13 protein-coding genes are annotated in these 21,974 nt (G+C 72.9%); 7 read left to right on the top strand and 6 right to left on the bottom strand.

Annotation, left to right across the window (positions count from 1 at the left end; translation table 11 throughout):
* The gene (locus HNQ58_RS00180; RefSeq protein ID WP_183946763.1) at nt 1-459 is read left to right on the top strand and encodes an isochorismatase; all 459 of its coding nucleotides are present in this window, start codon (nt 1-3) and stop codon (nt 457-459) included.
* A 7-nt stretch (nt 460-466) separates the two neighbouring features.
* On the opposite strand, the gene HNQ58_RS00175 is transcribed toward HNQ58_RS00180, so the two are convergent.
* A complete protein-coding gene (locus HNQ58_RS00175; protein WP_183946762.1) occupies nt 467-1,441 on the bottom strand; it encodes a pyridoxal-phosphate dependent enzyme in 975 nt (324 codons plus the stop codon).
* A 201-nt stretch (nt 1,442-1,642) separates the two neighbouring features.
* On the opposite strand from HNQ58_RS00175, the gene pepN reads away from it, so the two are divergent.
* The gene (pepN, locus tag HNQ58_RS00170; protein ID WP_183946761.1) at nt 1,643-4,252 is read left to right on the top strand and encodes an aminopeptidase N; all 2,610 of its coding nucleotides are present in this window, start codon (nt 1,643-1,645) and stop codon (nt 4,250-4,252) included.
* A gap of 24 nt (nt 4,253-4,276) precedes the next feature.
* On the opposite strand, the gene HNQ58_RS00165 is transcribed toward pepN, so the two are convergent.
* A complete protein-coding gene (locus HNQ58_RS00165; protein WP_183946760.1) occupies nt 4,277-5,209 on the bottom strand; it encodes a DMT family transporter in 933 nt (310 codons plus the stop codon).
* Between the two features lie 167 nt (nt 5,210-5,376).
* Here HNQ58_RS00165 and HNQ58_RS00160 point away from each other — a divergent pair, with 167 nt between their 5' ends.
* The 5 genes from HNQ58_RS00160 (at nt 5,377) to HNQ58_RS00140 (ending at nt 13,605) form a co-directional block, all read left to right on the top strand.
* A complete protein-coding gene (locus tag HNQ58_RS00160; RefSeq protein ID WP_183946759.1) occupies nt 5,377-6,273 on the top strand; it encodes a hypothetical protein in 897 nt (298 codons plus the stop codon).
* A 709-nt stretch (nt 6,274-6,982) separates the two neighbouring features.
* Entirely contained in the window at nt 6,983-8,860 is a 1,878-nt protein-coding gene (gene mnmG, locus HNQ58_RS00155) for a tRNA uridine-5-carboxymethylaminomethyl(34) synthesis enzyme MnmG (protein ID WP_183946758.1), read from the top strand.
* Between the two features lie 242 nt (nt 8,861-9,102).
* A complete protein-coding gene (locus tag HNQ58_RS00150) occupies nt 9,103-11,433 on the top strand; it encodes a Tex family protein (RefSeq protein WP_183946757.1) in 2,331 nt (776 codons plus the stop codon).
* A gap of 152 nt (nt 11,434-11,585) precedes the next feature.
* Complete coding sequence (locus HNQ58_RS00145) at nt 11,586-12,173, top strand: DUF2062 domain-containing protein (protein WP_183946756.1); 588 nt, start codon at nt 11,586-11,588, stop codon at nt 12,171-12,173.
* A gap of 193 nt (nt 12,174-12,366) precedes the next feature.
* A complete protein-coding gene (locus tag HNQ58_RS00140) occupies nt 12,367-13,605 on the top strand; it encodes a sialidase family protein (RefSeq protein WP_183946755.1) in 1,239 nt (412 codons plus the stop codon).
* A gap of 27 nt (nt 13,606-13,632) precedes the next feature.
* Here HNQ58_RS00140 and HNQ58_RS13580 read toward each other — a convergent pair whose 3' ends face one another.
* The 4 genes from HNQ58_RS13580 to HNQ58_RS00120 form a co-directional block, all read right to left on the bottom strand.
* A complete protein-coding gene (locus tag HNQ58_RS13580; protein WP_183946754.1) occupies nt 13,633-17,331 on the bottom strand; it encodes a translocation/assembly module TamB domain-containing protein in 3,699 nt (1,232 codons plus the stop codon).
* Nucleotides 17,328-19,085, bottom strand: coding sequence for an autotransporter assembly complex protein TamA (locus tag HNQ58_RS00130; protein ID WP_183946753.1), 1,758 nt, complete (start codon nt 19,083-19,085; stop codon nt 17,328-17,330). Before HNQ58_RS00130 ends, HNQ58_RS13580 begins: the two co-directional genes overlap by 4 nt.
* A 112-nt stretch (nt 19,086-19,197) precedes the next feature.
* Nucleotides 19,198-21,282, bottom strand: a complete 2,085-nt coding sequence (gene glyS, locus HNQ58_RS00125) for a glycine--tRNA ligase subunit beta (RefSeq protein ID WP_183946752.1) — start codon at nt 21,280-21,282, stop codon at nt 19,198-19,200.
* Nucleotides 21,279-21,947 (bottom strand): NYN domain-containing protein, encoded by a 669-nt coding sequence (locus tag HNQ58_RS00120; protein WP_183946751.1) that lies wholly within the window; start codon nt 21,945-21,947, stop codon nt 21,279-21,281. The genes glyS and HNQ58_RS00120 overlap by 4 nt, the downstream gene beginning before the upstream one ends.
* Nucleotides 21,948-21,974 lie beyond the last annotated feature (27 nt).

Here is a 21,974-nt window from a genome sequence, read left to right as displayed (position 1 = left end):
ATGCACGCCTACCGGCCCCGTCCGCGCCGCTGCCTGGGTCTTCGCGACCTCGGTGGCTGGATGCTCAAGCACTACGAGATCAGCGTCGACGGCCTCTGGCCGGACGAGGCCGGCTTCGGCACCGCGCTGGCGCTGGCCGAGGCGGCGCTGCCGCAGCCGCCGCTGGCCCCGGGCCGGCTGGGGGTGGGCTTTCTGATCCTGCATCGCGGCCGCGACTGCGATTACCTCGTGTTGGCCTGGTGGGACCGCGAGAACGAGCTGCCGCTGCGTGTCTTCGTGCGCCCACACGGTGGCGGCGACTGGCGCGCCGCGCGCGACGGCGAGTCGTTCTGCGTCTGGGATCTGGAAGTGATCGGCTTCGAGCGCGACGCCTACGTCGCCACCGTGCTCAGCGCCAGCGATGCCGACCTGGCCCGCGCCGACTATCTGGTGCGGCTGCTGCCCGACGCCGCCGGCTGAAGCCGGCTCAGCCGGCGCGCGCGAACAGCGCCGGCAGCGCGTCCAGATCGACGTTGCCGCCGGACAGGATCACGCCGACGCGGCGGCCGCGGAACCGCTCGGGGTTTTTCAGGATCGTCGCCAGCGGCACCGCCGCGCTCGGCTCGATCACCAGCTTCAGCCGGTCCCAGACCAGCCGCATGGCGGCGATGATCTCGGCCTCGCCGGCGAGCAGGATGTCCTCGACGTGCTCGCGCAGGATGCGGAAGGTGAGCGGGCCGAGCTCGGCCCGCAGACCGTCGCAGACGGTGTCGGCGACGCGGCCGGTGATGCGCTCGCCGGCTGCGAGCGAATCGTGGGCGTCGCGCGCGCCTTCCGGTTCGGCGCCGAGCACGCGGATGCCCGACTCGATGCCGTGCGCCGCCAGCGCCGTGCCCGAGAGCAGGCCGCCGCCGCTGACCGGCGCGATCAGCGTGTCCAGCCCGGGCGCGTGATGCAGCAGCTCCAGCGTGGCGGTGCCTTGCCCGGCGATCACGCGGGCGTCGTTGAACGGATGGATCAGGCGGCCGCCGGTCTCGGCCAGCACCTGCGCGGTGGCGGCGTCGCGTGCGGCCTGGTTCACCTCGCAGGGCACGATGCGGGCGCCGAACGCGTGGATCGCCGCCAACTTGATCCTCGGCGCGTTGTGCGGCACCACCACCGTTGCGGGAATGCCGCGCAGTCGGCAGGCCAACGCGACCGCCGCGCCGTGGTTGCCGGAGCTCTGCGTGACCACGCCGCGCGCGGCTTCCTCGTCGCTCAGCGAGAACACCGCATTGACCGCCCCGCGGAACTTGAAGGCGCCGACTCGCTGCAGGTTCTCGCACTTGAAATGCAGCTCGCAGCCGGCCAGCGCGTCCAAGGAGCGCGAGCGCAGCACCGGGGTGAGCTGCGCGTGCGGCGCGATGCGCGCGGCGGCGGCGTGGATGTCGTCGAGAGTGGGGCGGTGGGTGGTGGGGTCCATGGGTCGGGCGTTGGGGTCGAAAGGCCTTCGAAGCATAGTCGTCATTCCCGCGAAAGCGGGAATCCCGTGCTTATCGGTGACCGGGAAAGTCACCGGGTCCGCGCTTTCGCGGGGACGAGGATCCTGTGCTCGCGCGATTCCCGCGATCCCGAAACCCCGCTTGAGTTAGCCTTGACGGCTCACGCCACGCACTCGCCGACCATGACCGAAGACGCCCGCATCGTCCGCCTCGCCGACTACCGCCCGCCCGCCTGGCGCATCGTCCGCACCGAGCTGGCCTTCGACCTCGACCTGGACGACACCGTGGTCGCGGCGCGGCTGGAACTGACGCCCGGCGAGTCATACGCGCCGGGCGCGCCGCTGCGGCTGGACGGCGAGGAGCTGGCGCTGCTGGACATCGCGGTGGATGGCCAGCCGCTGCCACCGGCACGCTATGCGCTCGATGGCGAGAGCCTCACCGTGCACGGCCTCGTCGGCCCTTGCGTGCTGGAAACGCGGGCGCGCATCCATCCGGCGCGCAACACCCGGCTGGAGGGTCTGTACGCCAGCCGCGGCCTGCTGATCACCCAATGCGAGGCCGAGGGCTTCCGCCGCATCACCTGGTTTCTCGACCGGCCCGACGTGATGTCGGCCTGGCGCGTCACCCTGCGCGCCGACCGCGCGCGCTTCCCGGTGCTGCTGGCCAACGGCAACCCGGTCGAGCGCGGCACGCTCGACGACGGCCGCCACTACGCCGTGTGGGAAAACCCGCACGCCACGCCCTGCTATCTGTTCGCGCTGGTGGCGGGCCGGCTCGAAGGCATCCACCGCGACCTGGTCACCGCCGAAGGGCGCGCGGTGCGGCTGGCCGTGTGGGCGGCGCCGGAGGACATCGGCCGCTGCGGTTTCGCGCTCGACGCCATCGAGCGTGCGCTGCGCTGGGACGAGCAGCGCTTCGGCCGCACCTACGATCTGGACGTGTTCAACATCGTCGCCGTGCAGGATTTCACCATGGGCGCGATGGAGAACAAGGGCCTGAACATCTTCAACGCCCGCTACATCCTCGCCGACCCGGACACCGCCACCGATGCCGACTACCTCGCGGTCGAATCGGTGATCGGCCACGAGTATTTCCACAACTGGTCGGGCAACCGCGTCACCCTGCGCGACTGGTTCCAGCTCGCGCTTAAGGAAGGGCTCACCGTCTTCCGCGACCAGGAGTTCACCGCCGACCTGCACTCGCGCGCGGTCAAGCGCATCGAGGACGTGCGCCTGCTGCGCGGACGCCAGTTCGCTGAGGACGCCGGCGCGCTGGCGCATCCGGTGCGGCCGGTGCAGTACCGCGAGATCAACAACTTCTACACGCTCACGGTGTACGAGAAAGGCGCGGAGATCGTGCGCATGCTGCACACCCTGCTCGGCGAGGAAACCTTCCGTGCCGGCATGGACCGCTACTTCGCCGACAACGACGGCCGCGCCGCCACCGTGGAGGATTTCCTCGCCGCCCACGCCGCCGTGTCCGGCCGCGACCTGGCGCAGTTCGCGCGCTGGTATGCGCAGGCCGGCACCCCGCAACTGCGCATCGACGACGAATACGACGCCATGCGCGGCCGCTACACCCTGCGCATCCGCCAGCACACCCCGCCGACGCCGGGCCAGCCGGACAAGCAGGCCCTGCTGATTCCGCTGCGCTTCGCGCTCTACGGCCCCGACGGCGAGCCGGTCGCGGCCGCCGCCGAAGGCGACGCCGTGGTGCGCGACGACCTGATCGAACTGACCGCCGACGTCCACGAAATCCACTTCGACGGCCTGCCGGCCAAGCCGTTGCCGGCGTTCAACCAGGGCTTCGCCGCCCCGGTGCGGCTCGATTACGCCTACACCCCGGCCCAGCTCGGCCGGCTGGCGCGCATCGAGCGCGACGCCTTCAACCGCTGGGAGGCGCTGCAGCGGCTGGCCACCGGCGTGATGCTGCGCACCTTCGCCGATCCGCGCGCCGCGCAGGCGGCCTTGAGCGACGCGCTCGGCGACCTGCTCGACGACGATGCCGCCGATCCCGCCTTCGTCGCCGAATGCCTCGCCCTGCCGGACTTCGACACCCTGGCCGACCAGGTGCCGCAGATCGACGTCGACGCCCTGCTCGCCGCCCGCGAGGAGCTGCTCGACCTTCTCGCCGAGGATCACGCCGACCGGCTGGAACGGCGCTACCACGCGCTCGCCGACCTCGCCGCCGGCGGCCTCGACGGCCCGGCGATGGCCGCGCGCACGCTGCGCAACGCCTGCCTGGGCTGGCTGGCGCGGCTCGACCCGCATGAAGCCCTGGCGCAGCGGCAGTTCGACACCGCGACGGTGATGACCGACCGGCTCGGCGCGCTGCGCTGCCTGGTGCGCTTCGACGCGCCGGGCAAGGACGCCGCCCTCGCCGCCTTCCGCGAACGCTACCGTCACGACCCGCTGGTGACCGACAAGTGGCTGACCCTGGTCGCCGCGCGTCCGCAGCCCGAGGCGGTCGAGGACGTGCGCGCGCTGCTCGCCAGCGACTGGTGGACGCCGACCAACCCCAACCGCGTGCGCGCCATCCTCGGCAGCTTCGCGCGGATGAACCCGGTCGCCTTCCACCGCGCCGACGGCGCCGGCTACGCCCTGCTGGCGGCGCAGTTGCCCGGGCTCGACGCGATCAACCCGCAGGTCGCCGCGCGCCTGCTCGGCAGTTTCGAATCCTGGCAGCGCCTGGCCGGCCCGCGCCGCGCGCTGGCGCACGACACCCTGCGCGGCCTCGACGGCAAGCTCACCTCGCGCGACTGCGCCGACCTGCTCGCCCGTCTGCTGGCCTGACGCCGCGCCTGTGCAGGGGCGGCGTCAGGCGGCCTTGCGCTGTCCCAGCAGGCTGGTCAGCGTCGAGCCGAGCACCACCAGGCCGGCGCCGGCGAAGCCCAGCCAGGAGATCGCTTCGGGGCGGATCAGCGTCGGCCACAGCGCGTGCACGAGAAACACCACGCCGATGCACAGCAGCGGCGTGGTGGCGAGGATCGCCGAGACGCGCGAGGCCTCCCAGTGCGCCAGCGCTTCGGCGAAGCAGCCGTAGGCACCCAGCGTGTTGAGCGCGCAGTAGACGAGCAGGCCCCAGTGCAGCGCGTCGAGCTGGAGCAGCGCCGTCGGCCGCGCCAGTGGCCACAGCAGCAGGCTCGCCGCCGCGTAGATCACCAGCAGGATCAGCGGCGAGGACAGCCGCAGCAGCAGTTGTTTCTGCGCCAGTGCGTACACGGCCCAGACCACGGCGGCGGCGATCACCAGCGTCGAGCCCCACACGTAGCGCCCGGCCGGCAGCGTGTCGTGGCCGAGCTGGTCGGCGAAGAACAACGCCAGCCCGCCGACGATCACCGCCAGTCCCAGCCACTGCCCGGTGGCGAAACGCTCGCGGAACACGAAGATCCCGCCCAGCGCCATCAGCAGCGGCGCGAGCTGGATCAGCAGCTGCGCATTGCCCGGCGAGGTGTGCTGCACGCCCAGCAGGTAGAAGACGTAATTGCCGATCAGGCCGAGCGCCGCCACCGCCAGCAGCGCGCGGTGCCGGTGCGTCAGCCCGCGCAGCGGCGCCAGCCCGCCGCGCGCCGCCAGCCAGGCGAACATCAGCACGAAGGCGACCAGGAAGCGGAACCAGGTCAGCGTGTACGGGTCGAGCTGTTCGAGCGTGATCTTCAGCGCCACCGGCAGGGTCGACCAGAAGCCGGCAGTGGCCAGCGCGAGCGCGAGTCCGAGTTTCCAGCGGCCGGAGGCCTGGTGCAGAGCCATGGGAGCGACGGGCGGGGAGGGTGGCGCACGGTAGCATCGCCCCGCGCGGGCGCGGAAGCGCGGCGGCGCGCGCGCGACGGGATACTGCGTCGCGCCGTCGCGGGCCGGCTTCAGGGCGAATTCACCGCGCGGGGCCGAGACTGCCGCAGTACCCGAGGGATTCCGTCATGCGCCGCACGCTTGCCCTTGCCGCCATCGCCGTTCTGCTCGCCGGCTGCGCCACCTACGACGGCAGCTACCGCGAGCGTTACGTCTATCGCGACGGCAGCTACTACTACCCCTACGACGACGGCCGCGGCGACTACTACGTCGGCCGCCACGACGGCGCAGCCAGCGGCTACGTCAGGCTGCACTACGGCTATGGCTACGACCCGTTCTGGTGGGGCGGCTGGTGGGGGCCGTTCCATCCCTACCCGTACCGCAGCGCGTACAGCTTCCACTACGGCTACGTCCGCCCGCCGTGGTTCTACGGCTACAGCCATGGCTGGCCCCCGTACCACTACTGGCCTTACTGGTACTGGCCGTACTACGGCCATGCCCCGCGGCCGCCGCGCGAGCACGGCCCGCCGCGCGAGCGGCGCGGCGGCTTCCACGATGTCTACCGGCGCGCCCGCGAGGCCGCGCTGCGGGAGGACGAGGCGGAGGCTGGCACGCCCGGGACGGAATGGCGCGAGCGGCGGCGACTGGCCGACGGCGAACCCGGCTGGCGACAGCACGAAGAACGCCGCCGGCCGGACTGGCGTGAGCACGGACGGCAGCCCGACCGGCGCTTTCCGTCCGCCGAGGGTGGCGAGGTGGACCAGCGGTCGACGCGGCCGTGGCCGGGACGCGAAGGCGAGCCGCCGCCGTGGCGAGAGCGGCGCCGCGGCGACGGGGCCGGCTGGCGCGACGAATCGCAGGCACCCGCGCGACGGATGCCGCAGACTCCGCCGCCGGCCGCGGCGACGGCCGTCGAGCCCAGGCGCAGTGGCGGCTTCATCCGTGCCGCCGTGCCGGCAGCGCGCGGCGCCGGACGCGAGGAGGCGGGGCGGCGTGCCGGGGTGAGCGAGGACGAGCCGCGTTGAGGCACTTGCTTTGGCGGCGGCGGGAGCGCATTCTGAGCGCCCTGTGACCTTGGGCGTCGGTTTCTGACCTTGCGCGGCGCGCGCAGACAGACCGCACCCCCACCTGTCCGGCGTCCGGCCTACGGTCCCCTGGATTCCCCCTGTTCCATGACCTGCCGGGCGCCGGCTTTACTCCGGCGCCGCCGCTCCTGGCGGACGTTCCCGCAGCACCCGGAACGAAAAAAGGCCGGGAACCTCCCCCAAGGTTCCCGGCCTGGCATCCCCGCGCCACGCAGCACCGGCCCCTGTTCCTCCACCGGCGGACGCCTCTCCGGCGCCCTTGCTGTCGCGGGTGCCAGAACTGTGGAGCAGGAAGCGTGCCAAGTCCAGCGCTACACTGCCGGCCGATGACGGCCGCCCGCGCGGAGCGCGGTGAACGACTTGGCCGTGCCCGCATCGAGGCCGGGAAGGCCGAGGCTAGAAACCGACGTGGCCGCCTCCAAGCCATGACGAATCAACGGAAACCAGCGACATGCACAGCTATGACGTGATCGTGGTCGGTGGCGGGCGAACCGGGGCTGTCGCGGACTGCCTTGAATGGCAGTCCGCGCCGGTGAGCGCCCGCGCCATGGAAGGCGCGGGCCGGGTTTCTTGGCGAGGCCGGGAAGGCCGAGGCTAGAAACCGACGTGGCCGCCTCCAAGCCATGACGAACTGACGGAAACCAGCGACATGCACAGCTATGACGTGATCGTGGTGGGTGGCGGCCACGCCGGCACCGAGGCCGCCCTCGCCGCGGCCCGCGCCGGCGCGCGCACCCTGCTGCTCACCCACGCCATCGAGACGGTCGGCCAGATGAGCTGCAACCCCGCCATCGGCGGCATCGGCAAGGGTCATCTGGTGAAGGAGATCGACGCCCTCGGCGGCGTCATGGCGCAGGCCGCCGATCGCGCCGGCATCCAGTGGCGCACGCTCAACGCCCGCAAGGGCCCGGCCGTGCGCGCCACCCGCTGTCAGGCCGACCGCGCGTTGTACAAGGCCGCCATCCGCCGTCGCGTCGAGACGCAGGAGCGCCTCACCCTGTTCCAGGCCGCGGTGGACGACATCCTGATCGCCGGCGGCCGCGTCACCGGCGTGCTCACCCAGATCGGCCTGCGCTTCGACGCGCCCTGCGTGGTGCTCACCGCCGGCACCTTCCTCGCCGGCAGGATCCACATCGGCCAGAGCCAGCACGCCGGCGGCCGCGCCGGCGATCCGCCCGCGGTGACGCTGGCGCAGCGCCTGCGCGAAGGTCCGTTCACCGTCGCCCGGCTCAAGACCGGCACCCCGCCGCGCATCGACGGCCGCACGCTCGACTATTCGGTGATGGAGGAGCAGCCCGGCGACGACCCGCGCCCGGTCTTTTCCTTCATCGGCTCGCACGCCGACCACCCGCGTCAGGTGAGCTGCTGGATCACCCACACCTCCGCGCGCACCCACGACATCATCCGCGCCGCGCTCGACCGCTCGCCGCTGTACACCGGCGCCATCGAGGGCATCGGCCCGCGCTACTGCCCCTCGATCGAGGACAAGGTGGTGCGCTTCGCCGACAAGGACGCGCACCAGGTGTTCGTCGAGCCCGAAGGCCTCGACACCTTCGAGATCTACCCCAACGGCATCTCCACCTCGCTGCCGTTCGACGTTCAGCTCGAACTGGTGCGCAGCATCCGCGGCTTCGAGCGCGCCCACATCACCCGCCCCGGCTACGCCATCGAGTACGACTTCTTCGATCCGCGCGGCCTCAAGGCCTCGCTGGAGACCAAGGCCGTCGCCGGCCTGTTCTTCGCCGGCCAGATCAACGGCACCACCGGCTACGAGGAAGCCGCCGCCCAGGGCCTGATCGCCGGCCTCAACGCCGCCCGCCTCGTGCAGCAGCGCGAGCCTTGGACGCCACGCCGCGACGAGGCCTACATCGGCGTGCTGATCGACGACCTCATCACCCACGGCACCAGCGAGCCCTACCGCATGTTCACCTCGCGCGCCGAATACCGGCTGCAACTGCGCGAGGACAACGCCGACCTGCGCCTGACCGAAAAAGGCCGCGAACTCGGCCTGGTGGACGACGCCCGCTGGGCCGCCTTCGCCGCCAAGCGCGACGCCATCGCGGCCGAGCGCGAGCGCCTGCGCGGCCTCTGGGCCGCCCCCGGCAACGCCCTGGGCCGTGACATCGAGCGCGTGCTGGGCATCGCCGTCAGTCGCGAAACCAGCGCGCTCGACCTGCTCAGGCGCCCCGAACTCGACTACCAGAAACTGATGGCCGTGCCCGCCCTCGGCCCCGGGGTCGGCGACGCCCGCGTCGCCGAACAGGTCGAGATCGACGTGAAATATTCCGGCTACCTCGACCGCCAGCGCGACGAAATCGCCCGCCAGCGACGCCACGAACACACCGCCATCCCCGCCGACTTCGACTACGCCGCCGTCACCGGCCTCTCCGCCGAAGTCCGCCAGAAACTCACCGCCGTCAGACCCGAATCCATCGGCCAGGCCGCCCGCATCCCCGGCATCACCCCCGCCGCCATCTCGCTGCTGCTGGTGCATCTGACGCGACGCGAGCGCAGCCGGGTGGCGTGAGGCGCTGCTGAGCAAGCCCGCCTCTGCCGGCCCGTCGCGCGAAAGCGGCAGCCCAGTGTCTGTGCGTCCAAGGGCTTGAAGTCGCTGGATCCCCGCCTCCGCCGGGATGGCGGCACTCGCGCAGACCTTGCCTGAAGCCAGGCGCGCGCCAGCGAGAACAGCACCCGCCGCCTGCCGCAAGCTGTCGGCACGGGCGGGCGGCTGCGACAATCGGCGGCCCGTTTCCAGCCGTCGGACAGCGCATGCAGAAGATCGCCCAGACCATCGCCGCCGAGATCGGCGCCAAGGCCGAGCAGGTGGCCGCCGCCGTGGCCCTGCTGGACGGGGGCGCGACCGTGCCCTTCATCGCGCGCTACCGCAAGGAGGCCACGGGCGGTCTCGACGACACGCAGTTGCGCACGCTGGAGGTGCGGCTGACCTATCTGCGCGAACTGGAAGAGCGGCGGGCGGCGATCCTGGCCAGCATCGACGAGCAGGGCAAGCTCACCGACGAGCTGCGCGCGCAGATCGAAGTCGCCGACAGCAAGGCGCGGCTGGAAGACCTCTACCTGCCCTACAAGCCCAAGCGCCGCACCCGCGCGCAGATCGCCCGCGAGGCGGGGCTGGAGCCGCTGGCGCAGGGGCTGCTGGACGATCCGGCGCGCACGCCGCTCGAATTCGCGGCGGAATTCGTCGATGCCGACAAGGGCGTGGCCGATGCCGCCGCGGCGCTCGACGGCGCGCGCGCCATCCTGATCGAGCGCTGGGGCGAGGACGCGGCGCTGATCGGCGAGCTGCGTGCCTGGCTCGACGACGTCGGCCAGATCCGTTCGCGGGTGGTCGAGGGCAAGGAGGCCGAGGGCGCGAAGTACCGCGACTACTTCGACCACGTCGAGCCGTTGAAGACCATCCCCTCGCATCGGCTGCTGGCCTTGTTCCGCGCCCGCCGCGAGGGCATCGTGTCGCTCGATCTGGACCCGGGCGGCGATGCCGAGGCCGGTCACGCGCAGGGTGCCGCGCGCGTCGCCGCGCATGCCGGCATCGCCGCGCGCGGCCGTCCGGCCGACGCCTGGCTGCTGGAGAGCGCGCGGCTGGCGTGGAAGGTGAAGCTGCACATGCACCTGATGCTCGACCTGTTCGGCCAGGCCCGCGAGCGCGCCGAGGACGAGGCCATCCGCGTGTTCGGCGACAACCTCAAGGATCTGCTGCTGGCCGCGCCGGCCGGCCCGCGCGCGGTGCTGGGCCTGGACCCGGGCCTGCGCACCGGCGTGAAGGCGGCGGTGGTGGACCGCACCGGCAAGCTGGTGGACACCGCCACGCTCTACCCGCACGCGCCGCAGAACCGCTGGGACGAATCGATCCAGCAGTTGCGCCTGCTGTGCGCCAGGCACGCGGTGGAGCTGGTCGCCATCGGCAACGGCACCGCCTCGCGCGAGACCGACAAGCTGGCCGGCGAGCTGATCAGGCGCCATCCCGAGCTGCGCCTGCAGAAGCTGGTGGTCAGCGAGGCCGGTGCCTCGGTGTACTCGGCCTCGGAGCTGGCGGCGCGCGAGTTCCCCGACCTGGACGTGTCGTTGCGCGGCGCGGTGTCGATCGCCCGCCGCCTGCAGGATCCGCTGGCCGAGCTGGTCAAGATCGAGCCCAAGTCGATCGGCGTCGGCCAGTACCAGCACGACGTCGATCAGTACCGCCTCGCCCGCGCGCTCGACGCCCGCGTGGAGGACTGCGTGAACGCGGTCGGCGTGTACGTGAACACGGCATCCGCACCGCTGCTGGCACGGGTGGCCGGCCTGTCGGCCGCGGTGGCCGAGAACATCGTCCGCTTCCGCGACGAGCACGGCCCGTTCCGTACCCGCCGCGAGCTGCTGAAGGTGCCGCGGCTGGGCGAGAAGACCTTCGAGCAGTGCGCGGGCTTCCTGCGCATCGCCGACGGCGACGAGCCGCTGGATGCCTCCGCGGTACACCCGGAGGCCTACCCGGTGGTCGAACGCATCGTCAAGCACTGCGGCCGCGAGGTGAAGCAGCTGATCGGCGACGGTGGCTTCCTGCGCGGGCTCAAGGCCGAGCAGTTCACCGACGACAAGTTCGGCCTGCCCACCGTGCGCGACATCCTCCGGGAGCTGGAAAAGCCCGGCCGCGACCCGCGCCCGGAATTCCGCACCGCGCGCTTCGCCGACGGCGTGGAAGACCTGAAGGACCTCACGCCCGGCATGGTGCTGGAGGGCGTGGTCTCGAACGTCGCCGCCTTCGGCGCCTTCGTCGACATCGGCGTGCACCAGGACGGGCTGGTGCACGTCTCGGCGCTGGCCAACCGCTTCGTCAAGGATCCGCGCGAGGTGGTGAAGGCCGGCGACGTGGTCAAGGTGAAGGTGCTGGAGGTGGACATCCCGCGCAAGCGCATCGCCCTGACCATGCGCCTGGACGACGGCCCCGAGGCCCGGCCGCCGCGCCGCGACCCGGCGCGCCCGCGCGACGAACGCCCGCGCGGCGACGGCCGCCGCGACGCGCGCCCGCCGCGCCAGGACCGCCCGGCCGCCGCAGCGGCCGGCAACGCGCTGGCCGAAGCCTTCGCCCGTGCCCGCAAGGGCGGCTGATTGGCGTTTGCTCTTGCAGGAGCATGCGGGAGCATGCAGGAGCCGTGGCGGCACGATCCGTGCAACGCACTGTCCGTGCGAAGCGTGCGCTGCGGCATCTTCCCGTTCAGACGCGCTCCGTAGAATTGGCGCCTCACCCTCGGCCACGTGCCATGCAGGACGAACTCGACCGCCACCACCGCAGCCTGTTCGAACGCCGCCGCCGGCTTCGCAAGCTGCTGCGGCCGTTGCCGCGCCGGGCCAACGTGCGCCGCTACCCGGTGATCAAGTGGTTCGCCGAGCACGCCAACCGCCGGCCCTACCTGTGGTCGTTCAAGCGCGCCCACGTCATCCCGGCGCTGTACTTCGGCGCGGTGCTGGCGCTGCTGCCGCTGTACGGCCTGCAGGCCGGCCTGGCCTTCGCCGCCGCCCTGCTGGTGCGCGGCAACCTGACGGTGATGGTCGGCCTGCAGTTCATCACCAACCCGCTGACCATCGGCCCGATCTACTACTTCACCTACCGCGTCGGCATGTGGCTGATCTCCACCACCGGCCTGGGCGAGGGCATGGCCGGCTGGGGCACGCGGGTCAACGCGCTGTTCCTGGGCGGCATCGTGGTCGGCCTGGCGGTGGCGCTGATGGTGGACCTGATCTGGCGCTTCGCCTCGTGGGAGGCCCGGCAGTTCCGTCACCGCCTGGCGCAGCTGCGCGCGGCTGACGATGCCCGCCGCCGGCAGGAGTTCGGGGCTTCCGGGCCCTAAGGTCAACGCCGGACCGGGCAGCCGGGCGCGCGACGCGCCTTTCGGCCCGCCCCTCCGGTCGTGCGCGGAGCGCACGCTACCCGGGCCGCGCGGCGATACGTAACGTGCGCTCCGCGCACGGCCCCCTCGCCCCGATACGGCATCCAGCCACATGGCGCAGGCGGCGGATCATCGCCGTGGCTATCATCGGCGGATGAACCGACCGCGCTGCGCCCGTTTTCTGCCCTGCCTGCTGCTGGCCTTCGCCGCCGGCAGTGCCGCCGCCTTCGACGTCGCCCCCTGGCCGCCGCCCGCGCCGGAGGGTTCGGCCCAGCCCAACCTCACGCTCGCGCCCGACGGCCGGCTGTGGCTGAGCTGGATCGAGCGCCGCGACGGCGGCGGCCACCGCCTGCGGCTGGCGGCCTACGATGCGGCTGGCGAATGGCGCGCGCCCGCCACCGTGGCCGAAGGGCGGGACTGGTTCGTCAACTGGGCCGATTTCCCGGCCGTGGCCGCGCTGCCCGACGGCTCGCTGTGGGCGCACACGCTGGTCAAGAGCGCGGAGGCCACCTACGCCTACGACGTCAAGCTGCACCGCTCCGCCGACGGTGGCGCGAGCTGGTCGGGACCGGTCACCGTGCACGACGACGGCACCCACACCGAGCATGGCTTCGTCAGCCTGTGGCCGTGGTCGCACGACCGCATCGCCGTTGCCTGGCTGGATGGCCGCGCCACCGCCGGCGGCCACCAGCACAATCACCCCGCCACCGCCGGTGGCGGCGGCGCGATGCAGCTGCGCGCAGCGGTATTCGACGCGGACCTGAGCAAGCGCGTGGAGTGGCCGCTCGACCTGAGCACCTGCGACTGCTGCCAGACCGCCGCCGCGGTCACCGCGCGCGGCCCGGTGCTGGCCTACCGCGGTCGTGCCCAGGGCGAGGTGCGCGACATCCTCGTCACCCGCCACGAGGATGGCGACTGGACCACGCCGGCCAAGGTCCATGACGACGGCTGGGTGATGCCGGCCTGCCCGGTCAACGGCCCGGCGCTGGCGGCGCGCGGCGAGGACGTGTGGGTGGCCTGGTACACCGCCGCCGGCGGCCCGCCGGCGATCCGTCTGGCCCACTCGCGCGATGCCGGCGACCGCTTCGGCCCGATGCGCGAGGTCGCCCGCGGCGGCGAGGTGCTCGGCCGGGTCGCGCTGGCCGCCGCCGCCGACGGCGTGTGGCTGGCGTGGCTGCAGGAGCAGCACGGCCGGCAGACACTGTGGCTGGCGCGCTTCTCCGCCGACCTCACGCGCGAACTGGCACGCGGGAAGATCGCCGACGTCGCCGGCCGTGGCCGCGGCACCGGCTTTCCGCGGCTGGCGCTGCGCGAGGGCGTGGCGCATCTGGTCTGGACCGAGATCGTCGACGGCGTACCGCGCCTGCGCGGCGCACGCGTCCGCGCCGACTGAGCGCGCCGCGCGTGCCCGCAAGGACGCTCAGCGCTCGGTGCGCCAGTTGATCGAGGCGCGGCTCTCGGTGCCGGACTCGATGCGCAGGTCGAAGCCGCGCGCCAGCAGGTACTTGAGCGTGAGCACCTGGCCGGTGCCGAGCAGCGACACGCCGTAGCTGACGAACAGGCGCGGCGAGAGGTATTTGCCGACCGTGAAGGCGGCGCCGCCGAGCGCGCGCGATTCGGCCACGCCGACCTCGTCCAGCCCCAGCCGCGCGCCGACCTGCTGGGCCAGCAGGTTGCCGCCGGCACCGAGCGCGAAGGCGGCGGCGCCGAGCTGTTCGGCCTCGCCACTGCCGGCGGCGCGCAGCGGCCGGCCCAGCACCAGCCAGCTCAAGGCCTCGCTGCTGTCCATCGCCGGCTCGGAGAAGATCTCGCTGTGCGGGCGCAGCGCACTGCCGCGCACCTGCAGGCCGACGGTGACGCTGTCGACGCGGCGCTGGGCGCGGATGTCGAGCGTCGGATTGTCGAGCGCGGTATTGGCCCAGCTGAGCCGGCCGCGGACGATCTCCAGCTCGCGGCCGTAGGCGCGGTAACGGCCGCCGACGTCGAGCGCACCGCTGGCGGTGGCGGCCTGGCCGTGGCGGTCGCGCACTTGCAGCCGGCCGGCGAGGCGGCCGTCGAGGCCGAAGCCGATCAGACGCACGTTTTCGCCCAGGCTCACCACCACCTGGGTGTCCACCGCGAGCCGCTCGCCGCGCGCGGGGTCGATCGGGTCGAGCACGACCACGTCGGGCGAGGGCCGGGTGGTGGTGTCGAGGCGTTCGAGGTCGATGCGCGCGCGCGGCACGTGCACGCGGCCACGCACGCGCAGGTGGTCGCCGGCGTACTGCAGGTCGAGTTCGGGTGAGATGGTCGCCTGCAGGTCGGGGGTGTCGGCGATGCGCAGGTCGTCGCCGCGCAGGGCGAGGTCGAGCCGTGGCCGGCCGTCGACCGTGTGCAGACGGCCCTCGGCGACCAGCACGCCGTCGCCGGCGCGCAGCCGGCCGTCGAGACGGGCGCGGTCGAGGTCCTCGGCGATCAGCGTCGCTTCGCCTTCGTCGAGCGTGATGCCGAGCGCCGGCAGCTCGACGATGAAACCGCTCAACTGCGCGTCGCCGCTCAAGCGCGGCGCGGCGCGGGTGCCGCGCAGGCGCAGCGTGCCGTCGAGGCGGCCGCGTGGGGCGGCGATCTCGGTGGACAGCAGCTCCAGCCAGGTCAGTTCGCGCAGGGCCAGGTGCAGGTCGGCGCTGAGCGGGCTGTCGGGGGCCAGCCCGGTGTCGAGCTGGCCGTCGAGGCGGCCGCCCTCGCTCAGCGTGGCGTCGAGCGTGACCACCAGTTGGCCGCGGGCGAGCCGCGCGTCCACGTCCAGGGCTTCGTAGCCGATCACGTCGCGGCGCGCCTGCGGATCCAGCCGCAGGCCGCCGCGCTGCGAACGCAGCCGCGCCTCGCCGCTGCCGTCGCCGCGCCAGCGGGCGTCGAGTTCGACCGTGCCGTGCGCCACCAGCGGGATCTCGCCGTCGGCCAGCCACGGGTCGAGCAGGCCGAGCGGCAGGCCGCGGCCTTCCAGCGTCGCCTCGCCGGGCCAGGCGGCCTGCGCGCACAGCGACGCGGCGCCGGCATCCAGACACAGCGGATCGAGGCGGCCGCGCGCGCCGTCCCAGGCGAAGCCGGCCGGCGCGCGCAGATCGAGGGCGGGGCCGTGCGGCGGGCGGTAGCGCAGCGCGTCGATGCGGCCGCGCCAGCCCTCGCGCGGGCGGGCGAGGTCGGCGGCGAGATCGAGCCGACCGGCTTGCGCCGAGTCGATGCGCGCGTCGGCGCGCAGGGCGTCGAGGCTGCCGGCGAGTGCGAGCGTCGCGCTGTCGATTTGCACGCCGGCGGTTTCGACCTCGCGCAGGTCGAGCACGAGTTCGCCGCCTTGACCGCGCGCCGGCAGTTCGCCGCGTGCGCCGAGGCTGCCGATGCGCTGGCCGTCCAAGCGCAGTGCCTCGCCGTCGAGCCGCAACCGCAGTGATGGCATCGAGGCCGCGCCGTGCAGCGCCAGTTCGCCGCGGAGCGTGCCGCCGGTCCCGGGCAGCAGGTCGTCCAGATGCAGCGGCGCGAGCGTGGCACGCAGGCCCAGGCGTGCGCCGAATGTGCCGCCAGCCTCGACGCGGCTGTCGCCGAGCCGCAGCGCCAGCTCGCCATCGCCGGCGTCGCCATGCCAGTCGGCGCGCAGCCGCGCCTGCAACGGACGGCCGCGCAGCGTGCCCGAGAGCGCCGGCGCATCGACGTGCGCGGCGACGCCGTCGTCGCCGCGCGCTTCGCCGTGGCTGGCGATCTCGCCGCGGATCGCGCCGTCCCAGCCGGGCGCGAGCCAGCCGGGGTCGAGGTCGCGCAGGACGGCCCGCGTGCGCCAGGCCAGCCGTGGCGACCAGCGCAGCTCGCCGTCGCCGGCCAGTTCGCCGCCGGGCGTGGCGAGGCGGTAGCTGTCGAGCACGAGGCGCTCGCGGTCGCCCGCGCCGCGCAAGCGCAGCGTCGCCGTCTCGTCGTCGCGGCGCAAGGTGGCCTCGCCGGTCACGGCCCAGGCGTCTGGCGTGCCTTGCAGCGTGAGGTCGCCATCGGCGCGCAGGTCCGGCGCGGCGTCCGTGCCCGGCCAGCGCAGGCTGCGCGCCTTGGCGACGAGCTCGGCGCGTGGCGTGTCGTCGAATGCGATTTCGCCATCGAGGTCGAGCGCGCCGCCCTGCAGACGCAGCGACAGCGGCTGCAGGGCGAGCGTGCCGTCGCGCCAGGCGAGCCGCGAGGGCGCGATGGCGACGGCGAACGCGTCGATGCCGAGCTCGCCGTCGATGGCCGCGTCGGCGCCCTCGCCTTCGGCCCGCAGGGCGATGCGCAGCGGCGCGGCGGTGGCGAGGCCGAAGCGCTCGGGCTCGACGCGCGCGGCGTCGGTGTCGAGTCGCCAGCGTGGGGCGGCGCCGCGAGCCTCGTCGATGCTCAGGCGCAGCGAGAGCGGCCCGGGCGCGTGGCCGTCGAGCGCGAGTTCGAGCGCGTCGAGGTCGCCGTGGCTGCGCAGCGCGAGGGTCGCGGGGGCGTCGTCGGTCGCTGCGATCCAGTCCGCCGCGAGCGTGTGCCGCCAGTCGTCCCGGGTGTCGAGCCAGCCGTGCAGTCTCAGCGCGCCGGAATCGCTGGCGAGTTCGAAACGGTCGATGGCGAGCCGGCCGTGTGCGAGCTCGGCGACGGCGTCGAGTCGTTCGGCATGCAGCAGCGGCTCGTCGCCGCGCGACAGGTGGAAGCCGGTAACGGCGAGCGCGTCGAGCCGGATCGCCAGCGGCAGGTCCAGCACCGGCAGCGCGCGCGGCCAGCGCGGCGGCGTGGCATCGTCGCTGTCGGCGACGGCCAGCCGCAGCGCGGCATCGTCGATGCGCAGTGCACGCACCTGCAGGCGTCGCGCGGCGAGCGCGCCCGGCGCGAGCCGCAGCTCGACCCGCGCGGCGTCGAACTCGCTGCCGTCGGCGCCGCGCCAGCGCAGGTCGTGGAAGACCAGTCGCCGGCCGAGCGCGCCTTCGACGCGCGCCCAGTGCAGGCTGCCTTCGGGCAGGGCGGCGGCGATGCGCGTCAACACCGCGTCGCGTCCGGATTCGCTGCGCAGCAGCCACCACGCGGCGGCGGACAGCAGCGCCAGCGACGCGGCGACGGCGAGCAGCAGGTGGCGGATGCGCCGGCTCACAGATCCGGTCCCATGCTCAGGTGGATGCGGATCGACCGGTCGCGGTTGTCGATGCCATGCGCCACGTCCACGCGCACCGGGCCGACCGGCGAGCGCCAGCGCAGGCCGAGGCCGACACCGACGCGGGCGTCGAATTCGTCGCGGCGCCTGAAGGCATCGCCGGCATCGACGAACAGTGCGCCGCCCCAGCGTGCGCTGAACATCCGTTCCAGCTCGACGCTGCCCGTCAGCAGCCGTGTGCCGCCGACCACCACCTCGTCCACGCGCGGGCCGATCTCACGGTAGCCGTAGCCGCGCACGCTGCGGTCGCCGCCGGCGTAGAAGCGCAGCGAGGGCGGGAAGCGGTCGAAGTCGTCCACCCGCGTGTAGCCGGCCTCGCCGCGCAGCAGCAGGCGATGGCGGCGGCCGAAGCTGGTCACGTAACGGCCCTGCGCATGGGCCTGGGCGAAGCCGAGATCCGAGCCGACCCACGCGCCGCCGCCGCGCAGCTCGGCGATCAGGCCCCAGCCGCGCGTCGGGTACAGCGGATCGTCGCCGCGGCTGGCCTGCGCGCGCAGGGCCGGATAGACCAGCGAGGTGTAGTCGCTGAAGTCGCCGCCGGTGCCGAAGCGCTCGCGTTGCGCGTGCAGCGAGGCGGTGAGGTTCCACAGGCCGAGCCGGCCGCTGCGGCTGGCGACCAGTTCGGCGCGCTGGCTTTCCAGTCCGTCGAATTCCTCGTTGAGCAGATTGAGCGCGCCGGTGTACCAGCCGTCCAGCCAGGCGAACGCCGGCACGCGGTATTGCGTGGTCAGCAGTTGCCGCCGCTGCGCCCAGTCCAGGTTGGCCAGCGCCTTGTGTCCGCGGGTGTTGACCCAGCGCCGCTCCCAGCCGAGGTTGAGGCCGGCGCCGGTGTCGGTGCCGTAGCTCAGGCCGGCGCTGTAGATGCTGCGCCTGGCCGGGGCGAGGTCGATGCGGATCGGCACTTGCCGGGAGTCCGGGTCGGTGGCGTCGAGGTCGGGCCGGATGTCGATGGCGCTGAAGTAGTCCAGGTCGGCCAGCGAGCGTTGCAGCGCGATCAGGCGTGCCTGGTCGTAGGGCTCGCCTGGCGTCCAGCGCACGAGTTTGTCGAGCAGGCCGGGGCGGAAGCCGTGCTCGCCGAACACCGCCTCGCCGAAGGCGTGGCGCGGGCCGCTGTCCCAGAGCAGATGGATGTCGGCGCGCCGTTCGGCGCGGCTGACCTCGACCCGCGCGGTCTGCGGCCGGGCATCGAAGTAGCCGCGCTCGGCGAGGCGGCGCTCGACCTCGGCCTTGCTGCGCTCGTAACGGCGATGGTCGAACACCTCGCCCGGCAGTGGTTCGAAGCTGCCGAGCACGGCACCGATGCGGCTGTCGTCGGCCGCCTCGCCCTGCATGCGGATGCGGCGGTCGCCGACCCGCACCGGCTCGCCGGGGTCGATGTCGATGATCACCGTGGCCGCGCCGTCGCCATCACGCTCGATACGGATGGCGATCGTCGGCGAGTAATGGCCGTAGGGCTCCAGCGCGCGCCGCACTTCGGCCGGCGTGCGCCGCAGCAGGTAATCGAGCCGGCTCGCGCTGAGCGCCGCGCGGCGCTGCGGGTCGAGCCGCTCGATCGCCAGCGCACCGCGCACGTTGTCGAGCGCATCGCCGGACAGGCCGCGGACCTCGACGCGTGCCAGCCCACCGTCCTGCGCCGTCACCGGCGACGCGGCGAACAGGCAGCACAGCAGCAGGCGCAGGCGCGGACGGGTCATGGCATGGCCCAGCATAGCGGCCCGTCCGCGCGCGGATGTGAGCGTGCCGTGTACGGGCTTGCGCCCGGTGTCGCCAACACCATCCCAGCCCTGCCGACCAGGCGCGGACGGCTCAGGCGTTCGACAGCAGCCCGATCTCCGCCACCGCCGAGAAGCGGTCGGCGAGGCGCTTGAGCAGCGCCAACCGGTTTTCGCGCAAGGCCGGGTCCTCGGCCATCACCATCACGCCGTCGAAGAAGGCATCGACCGGCGCGCGCAGCCAGGCCAGGCGCTTGAGCACGGCGATGTAGTCGTGCGCGGCGAGCACGTCGTCGGTTTCGCGGATGGCGGCCTCGACCGACTCGGCCAGCGCCTGCTCGGCCGGCTCGATCAGGCGCGAGCGGGCGACGTGATCGGGGATCTCGTCGCCGGCCTTCTTCAGGATGTTGCGGATGCGCTTGTTGGCCGCCGCCAGCGCCTCGGCCTCGGGCAGGCGCGCGAATTCGCCGATGGCCTTGAGGCGGCGGTCGAAGTCGAGCAGCGAGGCCGGCCGCACCGCCGCGACCGCCTCGAAGTGCGCGCCGGGCACGCCCTGGTCGGCGAAGTAGCCGCGCAGGCGGTCGAGGATGAAGTCGTAAAGCTCGGTCACGCGCACCTCGGCGGCATCCATGGCGGTGGTGCCGTCGTTGGCGTGCACGGCGCGGCGCAGTTCGTGCGGCAGGTCCAGATCCAGCCCGCCCTCGATCAGCGTGCGCGCCAGCCCCAGCGCGTTGCGGCGCAGCGCGAACGGGTCCTTGTTGCCGGTCGGCTTGAGGCCGGCGGCGAAGCCGCCCGCCAGCGTGTCCAGGCGCTCGGCCACGGCCAGCACGCGGCCAAGCGGCGAGGGCGCGATGGCGTCGCCGGCGAAGCGCGGCATGTAGGCCTCGTCGATGGCGGCGGCGACCTCGGCCGGCTCGCCCTCGGCGGCGGCGTAGTAGCGGCCGGCGATGCCCTGCAGCTCGGGGAACTCGCCGACCAGGCGCGACTGCAGGTCGGCCTTGGCCAGTTCGGCGGCGCGGCGCGCCAGGGCGGCATCGACGCCGACCTGCGGCGCGATCGCCTCGGCCAGCGCGGCCACACGCGCGACCTTGTCGGCGTAGCTGCCGAGTTTCTGCTGGTAGGTGACGGTCTTCAGGCCCGCGTTCATCGCGGCCAGGCCCTGCTTGCGGTCCTCGTCGAAGAAGAACTTGGCGTCGGCGAAGCGCGGCCGGATGACGCGCTCGTAGCCACGGCGCACCTCGGCCTCGTCCCTGGACTCGATGTTGGCGACGCCGACGAAGCGCTCGGTGAGGCGGCCGTCGCCGTCGAGCACGGGGAAGAACTTCTGGTTCGCCTCCATGGTGGCGATCAGCGCCTCCTGCGGCACGGCGAGGAACTCGCGCTCGAAGCCGCAAAGGATCGCCTTGGGCCACTCGACCAGGCCGTTGACCTCTTCGAGGATGCCCGGCTCGATGCGGGCGACGCCGCCGGCGGCCTGCGCCGCGGCTTCGACCTCGGCGCGGATGCGGGCGCGGCGCTCGTCGGGGTCGACCAGCACCTTGGCCTGCCGCAGTGCCTCGACGTAATCGTCCGCCGAGCCGATCCACACCGCCTTGTCGTGGTGGAAGCGGTGGCCGCGGCTCATGCGGTTGGCGGCGAGGCCGAACAGCGAGCCGTCCACCACCTGGTCGCCGAGCAGCATCACCAGCCAGTGCACCGGGCGGGCGAAGCCGTACTCGTGCGCGCCCCAGCGCATCGGCTTGGGGATCGGCATGGCCTTGATCGCCTCGGCGAGGATCTCGGGCAGCAATTCGGCGGTGGCCGCGCCCGGCTTGGTGGCGCGGTGGACGAAGCGTTCGCCCTTGTTGTCGGTGGTGCGTGCCAGCCGGGTCCAGTCGATGCCGTTCTTCTGCGCGAAGCCGAGCAGGGCCGGGGTCGGCCGGCCCTCGGCGTCGAGCGCGATGTTGAGGTAGGGGCCGAGCAGTTCGCTGTGCTGTTCGGGCTGCTGCAGCGCCACGCCGGCCACGTGCACGGCGAGCCGGCGCGGCGTGTACAGCGCGCGCGCCGCGCCGTGGGCGAGGCCGCGCCTGTCCAGGCCGGCGACGACACCCTCGGCGAAGGTGCGCGCCAGCTCGGGCAGCGCCTTGACCGGCAGTTCCTCGGTGCCGAGTTCGATCAGGAGAGGGCGATGGTCGGTCATCGGCGTGTGCTGCTCATTTCGAGGCCAAGGGAGGTTGCGGACGCGTCCAGGACGAGGTCGGCGTGCGCCTTGAGGTCTCTGCGGACACCGTGTCCGAGCGTGGCGAGAATGACGCGCAGGCCTTCACGACGCACGAACTTGAAAGCCGGGATGAGATCGCTGTCGCCGGTGACCACGATCACCGTGTCGACGAGTCCGCGCAAGGCCAGACGGGCCAGATCGAGGCCGAGGCGAAGGTCGACCCCCTTCTGGCTGATGTTCGGAACCAGGTCGCGTGCATGGACCGGGCGGGGCTCGGCGAGCATCGATTCCATCGCTTTGGAGCCGATGCGCCAGTCGTTGACCGTGGTTTCGCCGAGTCGAACGGCGAAGCTCGCCTTCAATTCCAGCGAGTCCAGCAGACTTTCGTGCAAACGAAAGACCGGCGTGTCGGCCAGATTCGTCGATTCCCCGCTCAGCGGGTTGGTCACTTCGGCCGATGCCGGTCTGGCGTGGTAGAAGTAGGCCCGCAGGAGCTCCGACTCTTTCGCGGCGCCCGCCAGGCAGATGCGATGAGCGAGTTGCTCGACGAGGTCGGCGTTTGGAAAGGTGCGCGCCTGGGCTTGAAGCTTCTTAATAACGAAACCGCCATCCATGAGGATGGCGTGTCGGCGCGTCGGGATCATGCTGATCCTTGGATAAGGGACCGGAAC

The organism is Rehaibacterium terrae (assembly GCF_014202935.1).
GTDB lineage: Bacteria > Pseudomonadota > Gammaproteobacteria > Xanthomonadales > Xanthomonadaceae > Rehaibacterium > Rehaibacterium terrae.
This window is presented reverse-complemented; position numbering and strand designations above follow the sequence as displayed.

Excerpts from the sequence above, each read along its gene's own strand:
- HNQ58_RS00180 (WP_183946763.1), top strand. The coding sequence starts at position 1 with ATGCACGCCTACCGGCCCCGTCCGCGCCGCTGCCTGGGTCTTCGCGAC.
- HNQ58_RS00175 (WP_183946762.1), bottom strand. The coding sequence starts at position 1,441 with ATGGACCCCACCACCCACCGCCCCACTCTCGACGACATCCACGCCGCC.
- pepN (WP_183946761.1), top strand. The coding sequence starts at position 1,643 with ATGACCGAAGACGCCCGCATCGTCCGCCTCGCCGACTACCGCCCGCCC.
- HNQ58_RS00165 (WP_183946760.1), bottom strand. The coding sequence starts at position 5,209 with ATGGCTCTGCACCAGGCCTCCGGCCGCTGGAAACTCGGACTCGCGCTC.
- HNQ58_RS00160 (WP_183946759.1), top strand. The coding sequence starts at position 5,377 with ATGCGCCGCACGCTTGCCCTTGCCGCCATCGCCGTTCTGCTCGCCGGC.
- mnmG (WP_183946758.1), top strand. The coding sequence starts at position 6,983 with ATGCACAGCTATGACGTGATCGTGGTGGGTGGCGGCCACGCCGGCACC.
- HNQ58_RS00150 (WP_183946757.1), top strand. The coding sequence starts at position 9,103 with ATGCAGAAGATCGCCCAGACCATCGCCGCCGAGATCGGCGCCAAGGCC.
- HNQ58_RS00145 (WP_183946756.1), top strand. The coding sequence starts at position 11,586 with ATGCAGGACGAACTCGACCGCCACCACCGCAGCCTGTTCGAACGCCGC.
- HNQ58_RS00140 (WP_183946755.1), top strand. The coding sequence starts at position 12,367 with ATGAACCGACCGCGCTGCGCCCGTTTTCTGCCCTGCCTGCTGCTGGCC.
- HNQ58_RS00130 (WP_183946753.1), bottom strand. The coding sequence starts at position 19,085 with ATGACCCGTCCGCGCCTGCGCCTGCTGCTGTGCTGCCTGTTCGCCGCG.
- glyS (WP_183946752.1), bottom strand. The coding sequence starts at position 21,282 with ATGACCGACCATCGCCCTCTCCTGATCGAACTCGGCACCGAGGAACTG.
- HNQ58_RS00120 (WP_183946751.1), bottom strand. The coding sequence starts at position 21,947 with ATGATCCCGACGCGCCGACACGCCATCCTCATGGATGGCGGTTTCGTT.